At 65.6% G+C, this 12,684-nt stretch carries 10 protein-coding genes and 1 pseudogene; 4 read left to right on the plus strand and 7 right to left on the minus strand.

Going from position 1 to position 12,684, the window contains the following annotated elements:
- Window positions 1-289: 289 nt before the first annotated feature.
- Window positions 290-1,408 carry a cupin domain-containing protein gene (locus tag VFC51_13705; GenBank protein ID HZT08079.1) on the plus strand — a complete coding sequence of 373 codons (1,119 nt, stop codon included), beginning with the start codon at window positions 290-292 and terminating at the stop codon, window positions 1,406-1,408.
- 333 nt (window positions 1,409-1,741) lie between these two features.
- Here the strand turns inward: VFC51_13705 and VFC51_13710 are convergent, their stop codons facing one another.
- Entirely contained in the window at window positions 1,742-3,439 is a 1,698-nt protein-coding gene (locus tag VFC51_13710; protein ID HZT08080.1) for an ABC transporter substrate-binding protein, read from the minus strand.
- A 204-nt stretch (window positions 3,440-3,643) separates the two neighbouring features.
- Between VFC51_13710 and VFC51_13715 the strand changes: the two genes are divergently transcribed.
- Window positions 3,644-4,666, plus strand: coding sequence for an amidohydrolase family protein (locus VFC51_13715; GenBank protein HZT08081.1), 1,023 nt, complete (start codon window positions 3,644-3,646; stop codon window positions 4,664-4,666).
- A 128-nt stretch (window positions 4,667-4,794) separates the two neighbouring features.
- Complete coding sequence (locus VFC51_13720; protein ID HZT08082.1) at window positions 4,795-5,838, plus strand: amidohydrolase family protein; 1,044 nt, start codon at window positions 4,795-4,797, stop codon at window positions 5,836-5,838.
- A gap of 118 nt (window positions 5,839-5,956) precedes the next feature.
- On the opposite strand, the gene VFC51_13725 is transcribed toward VFC51_13720, so the two are convergent.
- From VFC51_13725 to VFC51_13750, 6 genes and pseudogenes are all read right to left on the minus strand, one after another.
- Window positions 5,957-6,904: an ABC transporter substrate-binding protein gene (locus tag VFC51_13725; GenBank protein HZT08083.1), complete on the minus strand. Its 948-nt coding sequence runs from the start codon at window positions 6,902-6,904 to the stop codon at window positions 5,957-5,959.
- Window positions 6,905-6,968: 64 nt separating this feature from the next.
- Window positions 6,969-7,757: a DUF427 domain-containing protein gene (locus tag VFC51_13730; protein ID HZT08084.1), complete on the minus strand. Its 789-nt coding sequence runs from the start codon at window positions 7,755-7,757 to the stop codon at window positions 6,969-6,971.
- 604 nt (window positions 7,758-8,361) lie between these two features.
- Window positions 8,362-8,901: a hypothetical protein gene (locus tag VFC51_13735; GenBank protein HZT08085.1), complete on the minus strand. Its 540-nt coding sequence runs from the start codon at window positions 8,899-8,901 to the stop codon at window positions 8,362-8,364.
- Window positions 8,885-9,649: a TIGR04255 family protein gene (locus VFC51_13740; protein ID HZT08086.1), complete on the minus strand. Its 765-nt coding sequence runs from the start codon at window positions 9,647-9,649 to the stop codon at window positions 8,885-8,887. The genes VFC51_13735 and VFC51_13740 overlap by 17 nt, the downstream gene beginning before the upstream one ends.
- 23 nt (window positions 9,650-9,672) lie before the next feature.
- Window positions 9,673-10,083 (minus strand): annotated as a pseudogene (locus tag VFC51_13745) (site-specific DNA-methyltransferase).
- A 338-nt stretch (window positions 10,084-10,421) separates the two neighbouring features.
- Window positions 10,422-11,723, minus strand: coding sequence for a class I SAM-dependent RNA methyltransferase (locus tag VFC51_13750; protein ID HZT08087.1), 1,302 nt, complete (start codon window positions 11,721-11,723; stop codon window positions 10,422-10,424).
- Window positions 11,724-11,828: 105 nt separating this feature from the next.
- On the opposite strand from VFC51_13750, the gene VFC51_13755 reads away from it, so the two are divergent.
- Window positions 11,829-12,680: a VanW family protein gene (locus VFC51_13755; GenBank protein HZT08088.1), complete on the plus strand. Its 852-nt coding sequence runs from the start codon at window positions 11,829-11,831 to the stop codon at window positions 12,678-12,680.
- Window positions 12,681-12,684: the final 4 nt, after the last annotated feature.

Consider the following 12,684-nt stretch of genomic DNA (forward strand, 5'->3'; position numbering starts at 1 on the left):
CTGGGTCAGTCCGAATTCTTCTCGAAAGCTCGGCATCGCGTAGGCCCCGAACTTCACGCTGCACCTCCTTGGCAGGGCGCCGAGCGCTCTCTGCGAGCACACGACGCCATCATAATGGGCGCGGAGGGAACCGGGAAGAAAGCTACCGTGATCCCGGTTGCGCGACGGACGACGCGCCCGCGCGTGGTACAACAGCAGCAGCGCCGCGGTAGGCAGCCCTTGCCGCCCGCGAACGGCGGGCGCCACAGCCCGCGCAAACCGATGCGATTATTTGAAAGCTGGAGTGGCCATGGCAGCGACAGAGGAGGGGCGGCGCGTGATCGCGCCGGACGAGCGGCTCACGCCCTACGAGAAGTGGATCAGGCGGCAGGGGATTCCCATCCACCGCGCCTTCTTCATCGAGGACCTTCGGACGGTCGAGGTAGGGTGGTGGGAGTTTCGCCAGTGCCGCGCCGCGTTCCTGGTCCTGGCCGGGCAGGAGGACATCCAGGAGTCCCGCGTCACGGCCATCCCGGGCGGCGAGACGCTGCCGCCGTGGAAGATCGCGCTCGAGGAGATGTGCTACTGCGTCCAGGGGCACGGGATGTGCACCGTCTGGGCGGGCGACAAGCCCAAGCGGCAATTCGAGTTCCAGAAGAACAGCCTGTTCATGATTCCGCCGAACTACACGTATCAGCTCAGTAACGTTCGGGGGGGTGAGGAAGTCCGCCTGCTGCAGTGCAACTACCTCCCCCTCGCGATGCTCATCATGCCCATTCCCGAATTCTTCTTCAGTAATGACTTCGTCGATCTCGACATCGTTTACCGCGAGGCGAACGCGTTCTCCGAGGCGGTGTCCGTCGAGCGCGACGATCCGGGCGAGCGGGGCATCCGCGCGCTGTGGGTGGGAAATTTCTTCCCAGATATGAAGAGCTGGGACAAGCTGGAAGCGCACCGACGTCGCGGCGCGGGCGGCAGCGTCGTCGACTTTCGGTCGCGCACCGGCCGGGGTGGCCACATGTCGGTGTTCCCGGTCGGGACGTACAAGATGGCGCACCGCCACGGCCCGGGGACCGTGATCGTCATTCCGGAGGGAGAGGGTTTCAGCGTGCTGTGGCCGCAGGGCGGTGAGAAGGAGAAGACGTACGTCCCGTGGGGCGAGGCGAGCGTGTTCGTGCCGCCGAACCAGTGGTACCACCAGCACTTCAACACGGGCACGACACCGGCTCGTTACCTCGCCATCGCTCGACCGGGGCGCGTGTTTGACACCGATGAGTCTCTCGACGCGCGGCAGATTCCGTATACGGAGGAGGACCCCGAGATTCGGCGTCGGTTCGAGGCGGAGCTGGCGAAGCGCGGAATCGAGTCGCGGATGCCCCCGGAGGTCTACACGAACCCGACGTATCAGTGGAAGTACCGCGGAGATTAGGCGCCGCGCCCCGGTGACACCCCCCATCCCCGCCTTCCCCCGCAAGGGGGGAAGGGGTTGATTCTTGCTTCCCCCTGCACGACAACGGGGAGGGTTGCGTTGGGCGTGAGGCCCCCCATCCCCGCCTTCCCCCGCAAGGGGGGAAGGGGTTGATTCCTGCTTCCCCCGCAATGGGGGAAGGGGTTGATTCCTGCTTCCCCCGCAATGGGGGAAGGGGTTGATTCTTGCTTCCCCCGCAATGGGGGAAGGGGTTGATTCTTGCTCCCCCCGCTGGGGGGCGAGGCGAATTCGCAGCCCCCTCCCCGGCCGCGGCGGGGGAGGGTGGGGCCGACGCTACTGCACGTCCCAGAGCTGCGCGTTCCACCACTGGTTGCCGCTGCCGTGCGGCTGCACGCCGACCACGCGTTTGTTCACGAGCGTCGGCAGCATGCGCCAGTAGAGCGGCATCCATACGAGGTTGTCCGTCGTGTAGTGGATGATCTGACTCAAGACCTGCATGCGATCCGCGAAGGGGATCGTGGTGAAGTAGCGATCCACGAGCGCGTCGATCTCCGGGTTCATGAAGCGAGTGTAGTTGCGCCCGCGGTAGTTGCGCTCGGGGAGGCGCGCCTCCCGGCTGAGCAGGGCGTTCACGCCATCGGCCCCGTTGACGATACCCGACTGTAGCGAGAAGCTTCGGAAGTTCGCCCGATACGCGAGGTCGCGCTGCCGTTGCGGCGTCACGACCTCCGCGTCCGGCGTCACGCCCAGCGCCTTCCACGAGTCGAGAACCGCGAGCTGCGGCTTCGCGTTGCTGTCGTCCTGAGTCGCCATGATCTGCACCGAGAGCGGCTTGCCCGCTGCGTCAACGAGCATGCCGTCGCCTCCCTTCCGGAACCCGAGGTCGTCGATGATCCGAGCCGCTTGGTCGGGGTCGTACGGGTATCGAACGATGGACGAGGCGACGTACGGGTACTCGACCTCGGCAGAGTTGATCGTGCCGTCGGCGATCTCGGACAGGCCGAACATCAGCTCGTCCGAGAGCCGCTTCCGGTCGATGGCCATATACAACGCACGGCGGAACTGCGCGTCGAGGAGAACGGGCGGGTCCGGATTGAGGAACTGGGGGTTGAGATTGATGACGCTCGAGACGCCGGAGCTCATCGTCCCCTCGGCCCAGCGGTCGCGCACTTGAATTCCCTCATCGAGGGACATCCCTGGTCCCAGGGTCAGGTCAATCGCGCCGGCCAGCAGGTTCGCCACGATGGCGTTATCGTCCGGGATGAAGCGGACTTCCAGCTCGTCCAGCTTGGGCCGCCCGAGGACGTACCGGTCGAACGCCGTGAGAACGACGTGGCTATCGCGCACGAAGTCGCGGACGCGGAACGGACCGGTTCCCACGAAGTCGGTCGTCCAGTAGGGAAGGGTCGCGACGTTGTCCTTATCCGCCCGATAGCGCTCCTCCAGGAGGTGGCTCGGGAAGGGCGGATTGAACGGCACCTGGTCCGCCCGGATGAAAGGCTCCTTCCACCTCACGACGAGCGTCCGATCGTCGACGGCGCGGACAGAGTCCACGTATGGATAGATGGGGTCGATGGGCCAGGGCATTGCTCCGTCGTTGTTCATCTCCGCGGTGAACTCGATGTCGTGGGCCACGAAGGGCGCGCCGTCGTGCCAGAGCGCGCCGTGGCGGATCACCCAGGTCGTCTCCATCGCGCCGTCGGGCAGGAGGGTCCAGAGTCCGTTTTCGAGACTCGGCAGCTGCTCCGCGAGCAGCGGGATCCACTCGCCCGAGGTGCTCTGGACGGCGAACCCCGAGCTGGTCAGCCCGCTCAGCTCCTGTCCGCCGTCGATGCGACCGCCGCCGCCAGCGTTGAGCGCGTTGCTCACCGACACCGGGTTCCCGTGGATCGCGGCTACCAGGCGTTTCGGCCCGACGACCTGCGGATCCTGGCTTCGGCCGCGGTCGGCCCCCGGCGGCGGAGGACCGCAGTGTACGGTGAGAGCGCAGAGCGCCATCCAGACGAGCCCATACGTCGCTCTTGTGCCCATCGGTCCACTCCGTCGTCGAGTTCCCCGGCGAGCGTACCGCCACCCGCCGAGGCCGGCAAGCGGTGGCAGTGCAATCACGCGGCTCAATCATTCGTTGACGACGTCACCGCGGGTCGCTACCCTTTGGCTGTCGCGCTGACGGAGGGCGTCGGCCCGCGCGGGACGCCGCGACCAGCCGAGAGCCCAGGCAGGGGAGGAGCATCGATGGTCAACCGCTACGTGGACGCTGACGGCCATGTGATGGAGAACATGGAGGAGATCAGCGACTTCCTCGAAGGGCCGTATCGCGATGGGCGGGGCGCGGTGCTTCCAAGCCTCGACCGATTCCACACGCCTACCGTGAGTCGCGGGCCGCGCCAGCCGGGCACTTTCGACCGGAGCATCAACGCCGCGCGGTGGGTCGAGTTTCTCGACAAGGCCAGCCTGGACGCAACCGTGCTCTATCCGACGACGGGTCTGGCCTTTGGGCAGATCGTTTACCCCGACTGGGCCGTGGCCTACGCGCGGGCCTACAACGACTGGCTCTCCGACCGGTATTTGCAGTTCAACCCGCGCTTAAAGGGCGCCGCGCTCATTCCCATGCAGGACGTGCCCTCGGCCATTCAGGAGCTGCGGCGCGCGGTGACGGAGCTGGGCATGGTGGCGGCGATGATTCCCTCGAACGGGCTGACGCCGCACGTGAGTCACAAGGACTATTGGCCGATCTACGAGGAAGCGCAGAAGCTCGGATGCGCCCTCGCCGTACACGGAGGCTGCTATGGCGACCTCGGGTTCGACACCTACCGTGTGTTTCCCGCCACCCGCGCGCTCGGGATGCCCTTCCCGCTGGCCATCGCCATGACGGGGTTCATCGTTGACGGAGTGCTCGACGCGTTCCCCGACCTGCGAATCGGTTTTCTCGAGGGCGGCACGGCCTGGATCCCGCTCGTGATCGACCGCCTGGAGCGCGAGCGGCTCTACAGCGGCCTCGCCATCGACAAGCCCGTGGCCGAGTATTTTCGATCGCCGCGAATCTTCGTCGGGTGCGAGGGCAACGAGGAGGCCCTGGCCTACGCGGTGCAACGGGTCGGTCCTCAGGCCTTCATGTTCGCGTCCGACTTCCCGCACGAGATCAGCATGGATAATTGCATGGAGGAGATCGACGAGATCCTGGAGCGCGGCGACCTGGGCGATGGCGACAAGGCGGCGATCCTCGGCGATAACGCCCGGGCCTTCTACCGGCTGTGATGGGATGCGGTCAACCGAACGTGCCGCGCCCGTCCTGAGCGCCCTTCGACAGGCCTGTCCTGAGCGAAGCCGAAGGGCTCAGGGCGAACGGGGCGGGGCCTAACGTTCCTGATGGAGGTCAAAGCCAGATGGTGATCGACGCGGATACCCACGTCGACGAATGCGAAGCGACGTGGGAGTACCTCGATGGGGACTGCCGCAAATTCGCACCCGTGACCGTCATGCCCACGGAGGCGGCGCCCGATGGCCCCAATGCGGGGCGCGGGCGGTGGTGGCTCGTGGGTGGGCAAATGGTCCCGAGGGCGATCCGCGACGATGCACACCATCCACCCCGGACGGCGCGGGAGATGCACGACGTTGCAGTGCGACTCCGCGACATGGATCGGCTCGGCGTCGACGTGCAGGTCATCTTTCCGACGTTCTTCATCCGATACGGCGCCAGCGACCCGGTGGCTGAGGCCGCGCTGGCGTCGGCGTACAACCGGTGGCTGGCCGATCGGTGCGCGCCGTCCGGTGGTCGCCTTCGCTGGGTGGCGCAGGTCCCGATGCTGGACGCGAAGCGGTCGGTGGAGGAGCTGCGCTGGGCAAAGGACAACGGGGCGTGCGGCGTCTACAAGCGGGGCTATGACCTCGAGAAGCCGGTGACCGATCCCTGCTTCTTTCCCATCTATGAGGAAGCGAGCGCGCTCGATCTGCCCATCTGCATTCACACCGGGCACCCGCTGCCCGGACGCGAGTGGGATCGGGGCTTTCCGCTGATGGCCTCGTTCATCGGCCTGATCACGGCCGGGATACCGGACCTGTTTCCGCGGCTGCGGTTCGGGTTCATCGAGGCCGGCGCGTCGTGGATCCCCTACTGCCTCTCGCAGCTCGGGATGCAGCGGCGCTCACAGGCGCTCCACGAGCGGGCGCAGACCTTCGAGCTCAAGCAGGACCTCTTCCGGGCGAATCGCCTGTTCGTGGCCATCGACCCCGTGGACGATATTGAGTACCTGGTTCGCCTCGACGCTGAGGACAACCTAATGATCGGTACCGACTACTGCCACGGCGACATCTCGGCGAACTTGCAGGCCCTCGGAGAGGTGCGGCGCTGGGTCGAGGACGGGCGGATCAGCGAGACGGTGGCGACAAAGCTCCTCGAGACGAACCCGCGCGCCTTCTACGGCTTCTAGAGGCGCGGCCAAGAAATGGCACGTGATACTGAGCGAAGCGCAGGGTCTATTCAGTAACGGGCAATCCTGGATAGATCCTTCGCCTGCGGGCTCAGAATGACCGTCTCCATCGGGCCCTCTACGTCAAGGTCCGGGTGGCGGGGGCGAAGAGCACGTCCACGTCGGGCTTCCGCGCGATGATCTGCTGGTCGTAGCAGAACTGCACGATCATCTCGAGTGCCTTCCGATTGGCGTCGATTCCCACCGGGAGCGGATCGCTGCCCACGATTTCCATGAGGCGGCGGTCCGCCTCCTCGTCCCGGGTCTTCTCCCCAGGCTCGGACAGCCGTCGGAGGTAGTCGGCCTTCGCGTCCCTAAACGCGCCAAAGAGGGATTCGGCGAGGCCGGGGTCCGAGGTGAGCAGCTCGTTCTTGACGACGACGGTGTTGTTCATGGGGAAGACGCCGGTCTTGCGGAACCATTCGACCTGCGCCTGACGCGGATTGGGGATCAGAGGCTTGACCTCGGGGGAATCGACGCCCATCACACCGATGCCCGCCGCGATCTCGCCCGACGTCAGCATTTCGGCGAGGTTCGCGCCCTTGACGAGCTGGACGTTGGCCGGGAGCTGGTAGGCCGCGATGTGCTCAAGGTCATTGATGATCCAGGTCACCTTCGCGGGATCGACGCCGTACTCCGATTGGAGCAGGCCTCGGGCCCACACACCCGCGGTTCCAGCATAGGCGCGAACGCCGATCCGTTTCCCTTCGAGGTCCTTTGGCGACTGGACCCCCGCGTTGACGTTGTAGAGGATCGTGCCGTGGGGGAAGGCGCGCAAGGGGAAGACCGGGATCGCCGTGAATGGCTCGCCAAATTCCCGGCCCTGGAGATACGTGACGATCGCCATCTCCGATGCGTCGAATTCGCGGTCCTTGATCATGCGGTCGAAGAGGCGGGGCATTGGAGCGACCTCGACGCACTCGAGCGTCGCCCCGCGCGGCTTGACCGATTCATTTTTCAGGGCTGCGTATTGAGATCGCGCGACGATCCCGAGCTTCAGCGCCTTCTCTCCGCTCGAAGCGGCCATGACATCTCCTCCAGAGTGCGTTTCCGTTCCACCGGCGCGTGCAGCGTTGGGCTCGCGAGACGGGCTACGACCATCCGGTGATGGGCCGCTTCTCCAGCTCGCCGTCCACCCAGACGTCCACCTTCTCGTTGAAGAAGGAGAGGTAGCCCTTGATTTTGGGGCATTCCGGGATTGGGTCCTCGTAGGACCAGACGATGTCCGCCAGTTCCGTGTCGCCAACCCGCGCCGTCCAGTAGGACGCCTGACCCTTGTACGGGCAACGCGTGCGCGTCTCGGTCGGCGAGAGGAGGTCCATGCGCACGTCGTCGCGCGGCAGGTAGAAGCGCGTCGGGTGGCCGGTCTCGAAGAGCAGGCGCGGCCTGCGCGATTCCGCGACGGTTTCCCGATCGATCGCGACGCGGACGTGTCGGGTGCTCTCGATGACGTCGACGCGATGGTAGGGGTCCCGGGGGTGGCCGAAGATCTGCTCGGCCTCCTCGTACCAGGCGTCCATCTGGTTCCAGTAGAAGGCGAGATGGCCCCGGATCTGGTCGTGTTCTGGATAGGGGTCCGGGTAGCTCCAGACCGCATTCTCGGCCACCCGGTCGCCGATAGCGACCGTCCAGTAGGAGGCCTGCCCTTTATAGGGGCAGTGGGTGTGCCGGTCTGTCTGCTGCATGAGGTCGAGCCGGACGTCTTCCGGCGGGAAATAGTAGACCGGGCGCTGCTGGGTCTCTCGAAGGAGCTTGGCGTGTTTGGTGTCGGCGATGATGAGGCCGTTCAGCTCCACGCGCACCCAGCGGGGGCTGTCCTCTACTTCGACCTTGTGGTTCGGGTCGCGGGCTCGCAGGACCTCGGGCGCCGGCTGTGCCATGGTGGGCCTCCATCCATGAGCGAATTGGTGACGGTCGGGCGCTCACCCCTCGGCTCCTGGGCGGATGGCTCGGCCGGGGGCTGCTGTGGCTATGGTACGGAGAACCGGGGCGCGACGCACGATGGGCCGCAGGTCACCGCTGGCCGAGCCTGTCTGTGAAAGTATCTGCAATGCGGAAGTCCGCCGATGCGCTCCGTCGATCCGCGGCGAACGGACTTCAGCTTACGAGGTATAGCGGATAGCCTCGGCGCTCTCTGCCAACTTCATAGCTTTTTCCTTGTCCTGCGATCGAGCAAGCTCTGGGTGGGAACTGATCGTAGCCCAGCCGACAATCACCGCATGGCGCGGCGGGGGCTCGTCCGGATTCACGTCAAGGGCCGCTGCCCTGACGCTCCGAGCCTTGAACATCGCCGCGCCGCGTAGCGAGCGGCCTCCCGCGGCGAGCCGTCCAAGCTCCCAGAGCGTTTCCCCGGGCGCCTTTCCATGTCGGAACACGGACGTTTCCCCATGCCTCGGCATGAAGACCCCGTGCTTGACGATGTGGCCGCTGAGGTCCCTTCGGGAAAAGAGGAATCGGGCGAGGTCCTCCTCGTCGCGGACGGTGCTAGGAAGCCCGGAAGGGAGGCTTTCCGACACCAACAGTCCTTCTGATGCCGTCCAGGATCCTTGGCGGCACAGAGCTGCGGTCGAAGAATGCCACCGCGTGGCCCTGGTCGGCTCCGTCCAGCCACGCGTACGGCAGTCGCTGACGTGGTCCCACGCTGACCGAAAAAACCCGGCTCCGGCCCATGATCCAGTCCATAGAGACGTAACCTCCGGGCTCCCCGGCAAGCTCGGGTAGTGGAACATCGTCCGGTAGCGCCCGGATGAAGTCGGACGCAATATCGAGCGCGTGGTAGGAGATGGCGTCCGATTCGTCGGCGCCTTCTTCACGCGACTCGTCGAACACGGCCCACAGCTCGCGGAGCTCCTTGCTCTTACCGCCGAAGAGCGCAATAGAGCGCTCTCCGGACTCCATCACGGCGCTCGCGCGCTCCTGGACGAGGCGCGCCTCCTGAGAGATTGCGCTCCGCGCGTGGGTGGCTGGGAGCAACGAGGAGTAGCCAGCGGCCACTGTCGCGGCGCGCTCACTGAGAAGAGGCATCAAACAGCTCCAGGCATTTTGCCGTCAACGAATTGAAGAATACGCGATTTTTTAGGCGCCGCAACGATTCCACGATCTCGAGAATCGATGACCAGTCGTCTGGCTGCACGCTTACTGCTCGCGACGTCTCGATATCGAGGATGATCGGCACGCGCGCATCCTCCGTCGGCTGTCCGGCGGTCAATATGATGGTAACCGCATTGCCCGTGGCGCGCTCTTGCGCAGAGTGCTGGTCGAGGAATCCTGTGAAGATGAGCGAATCGCTGTCCGGGAGGCGGGGACCAATGGCGAAGTAGTCGTCTAGGTTGACGAGATCACCCCGAGTCGGCAGGAGAATCCGATTGATGTAGCGCATACGGATCACGTGGATCTGCAGTGGCAATGTCATCGACACGAACGTCTTCCATGCCCGCTCGATCTCCGGAAGGTATTCCGCCAGCGTGGAGTACGGTTTCAGACGATTGAACGAGAAGCCTTGCGACCGGACCTGGAGGAGTTGCTTCTCATCCTGCTGCCATAGTTGAAATCCCTGGACGGAGGTCTGCTCCTCATGGACAGGATGTCCTCCGCTCCCCGGAGTGAAGAGATGCTGCTGCAGGAGGATTGGGCGGACTACAGGGTACCGATCGCTGTACGCCGAACGGACGTGCGGCTCGAGGGCAGCAACGTCGAAGTCGGGTGGCATGGAGCAGTCGATGTCGAGGACCGCCTCGATGATCGGGGGATTGACGAGAGATCTATCGGGCACATTCGAGGAATCGCCGGGTGGGTTCATGAGACGCGGAAGACTTTCATGATCAAGTCGCCCAGGTGGTCTTTATCGACCGCCATGCGACGCCGCTTCGGCTTCTCAAAGGGCCGAGGGGTGTCGCTGCGCAGGGCAGCCCAGGCATCCTCGTTGATCTCAGCCTTGAGGGTCGTCTTGAGCGCGCTGTAAGAGTCATGGGCGCCGAGGAAGTAGGCGCGCCGAACGAAGAAGCTCTCCTCGTTATAGTCGGTGTCGATGAACCAGCAGGCGATCCCGTCGGGCCCGTCACTGCGTGCCTCGCCAGTCTTAGGATCAAAGACGTCGACGCCGTTGACCTTGACCCGGATGCGGCCATCGGGCTCGGGGAGGCGGCTGATGTCTTGCTCGCCGAAAATGACGAAAGCGTTGCGCTTGCCCGTGTTCTTGAGGTCGTCATTGATGAGCGAAATCGGGTCGCACTGCTGCCCCGCGGTGGAAAGGCCGGCTCCCTCGTGGAAAACCATCTTGGTCTGGACGGGGGGCCTTTCTGCTTTTTCGGCTTTGGGATCGGGGCGATGAGCGATGCCGGGCGGCGGTACTGAAAGATGCGCTGAGCAGGCTGCCCGTCGACGAGTTCCCACTGCCGCGATGGGTAGAGGTAGGGCGAGTTCAGGATTGGCTGCTCAAACATGAGGTGGGTCGTGTCCAAAGGAATTCTCCACGACGCTTCGCCCGATGTGGGCCCAAGAGCGCTCGAAGGCGCCCTCATAGTAATCGCGGTACCACGATCCCATCAATTCGCCTGGCTCGTGCTCGTAGCCGTCGCCGATGGATCCCACCGAAGCGCCGTCACCGTCTCGATGTGGTGGGTCTGCGGGAACATGTCGATGGGCTCCACCTGCTCGACCATGTAGCCGCCGTCGCAGAGGAGGCGAAGATCGCGGGCCAGCGTGGCCGGGTCGCAGGAGACGTAGACGATGCGCCGCGGGCGCAGCCCGAGGAGCGCGGCGACCGTGGCGGGGGCGCAGCCAACGCGCGATGGGTCCAGGATGACGGCGCTCGGGCGCTCGTCCGCCAGCGCGGCGAGCGCGTGCTCGGTCTTCGCCGTCACGAAGCGCACGTTGCCCAGGTCAGCCGTGTTGCGCTCGGCGTCGCGCACCGCCGCCGCTGACTCCTCGATCCCGATCGCGAGCCGCACCCTGGGCGCCACGAGCGCGGCGAAGGTGCCGACCCCGCAGTAGGCGTCGACCACCACGTCGTCTGGCTGGGCATCGAGGCGGGCGAGGACGCACGCCGCCAGCAGGTCCGCCATGGAGTAGTCACCGTCTCCTCCGTCGACCCGTCCCGCCCCCTGCAACGCCGACGGCATCGGCCGCCGCTCGCGCTTCGTGTTGACCTGGAAGAAGGCGGCGGACGAGATCACGAAGCGGCGCCCCAGCAGCTCCTCCGTCAGCGAGGTCTGGCCCGTTGCCAGCTCAGGTACAGCGGGAAGGGCCGGGTTGACCAGCAGGTCGCCCGTGTTGCAGCCGTAGCGCACCGTGATCTGGTGCGTCCGCAATCCCGCACAGCGGCGCTGGATCGTGCGCAGGACCTCGACGATCGCGGGATGCGTGATGTCGCACGCATCGACTCGCAGGATGCGGCGCGTGCCCCTGTACGTGAATCCGACGTCCCCGTACTTGCGACCGAGGCTGAACCGAACGTGGTTTCGGTATCCCCAGGGGTCGATCATGCCCACCGCGTCCCGGACGAGGTCCTCCGCCTCCGCGAAGCCGCCGATGCGACGTAGCTGGTCCACGACGACCGACCGTTTCATGGCGAGCTGCAGCGGATAGTCGGCGTGCTGCCATTGGCAGCCGCCACACACGCGGAAGACCGGGCAGCGGGGCGCGACGCGCGCCGGGTTGGCCTCCAGGATCTCGCGGACCTCCACCTGGAAGTAGTCGGCCTTGCGCTGCGTGATCGCGGCGCGCACGCGCTCCCTGGGCAGCGCGAAGGGAGCGAACACCACCTGCCCGTCAACGCGACCGATGGCGCTCCCGCCGAAGGCCGCGCTCGTCAGCTCGATCTCGATCTCGTCTGTTACGGATTCCACGGAAGTCGTCCCGCCTGTCTTGTCCTGAAGACACAATTGCGATTGTTTCGAACGCGTTTCGGAATGGGCTATACTGCCGCGTTATCCACGCAGCCGGGAGTTGCCGTGCAGTCCTATGCCATTATGCGGTCGCAGGCCATCCCGATGGCCGTGTACCGCCGCCGTCTTCTCCTCAATCAGGTGCGCCCGTATACCGCCGCGCTCTGCGCGATGATCGTCTTCTATCAGGCCTCGCTTCTGGTCTCGGGCGTCCGAGCGCCCCTGGAGACCGTGCTGCCCGCGCGTATCCTCTATCGTCCCGTCGCGCCCGAGTGTACGGGCGGCGATGCCGCGTGCGTCGACCGTCCGGACCTCCTCGCGCCCGAGGCCGTCCCCGTGCCAGCGCCGCCGCCGCCCGCCGGACAGGGGGCCGCCTCTCTCTCGGGCGTCGGGTACGTGGCGCTGACCAACATCAAGATCGCGGTGAATTTCCTGGACGGAACGGTCATCCCTCCGGGCGAGCAGCTCTCATTCGACGATGTCGCCCATACCTGGGACTTCCAGGAAGACCCCATCTATCTGATGAGCGTCGCGACCTCCATTCACGGCCTTATTCCGATGCGGGGCGGCGGCGTCTGCTGGCTTTCGACCGCGCTCTGGAACGCCGCCCTGGAGGCCGGCCTCGAGACGGACTTTCGCGAGAACCACTATGGGCTGGTGCCGATCCTCGGTCCCGGTCTCGATGCCACGAACACGCTGGTGATCCGCAACGACTCGTCCACGCCCATCACGGTCCATGCGTGGATCGACGCCGGCGGCGTCCACGCGGAGCTGGACCCCGAGCAGCCCCTCGACCGGACGGCCACGGTGGACGGACCCGTTCCTCTCGGCGGCGGGTCGTACGTCACCTATCAGACCATCTCCTGGGCCGACGGCACCGAGGACACCAACGAGTTCTACAGCCACTATTACTGGTAGCGGC

This window comes from Chloroflexota bacterium (assembly GCA_035652535.1).
Taxonomy (GTDB): domain Bacteria; phylum Chloroflexota; class UBA6077; order UBA6077; family SHYK01; genus DASRDP01.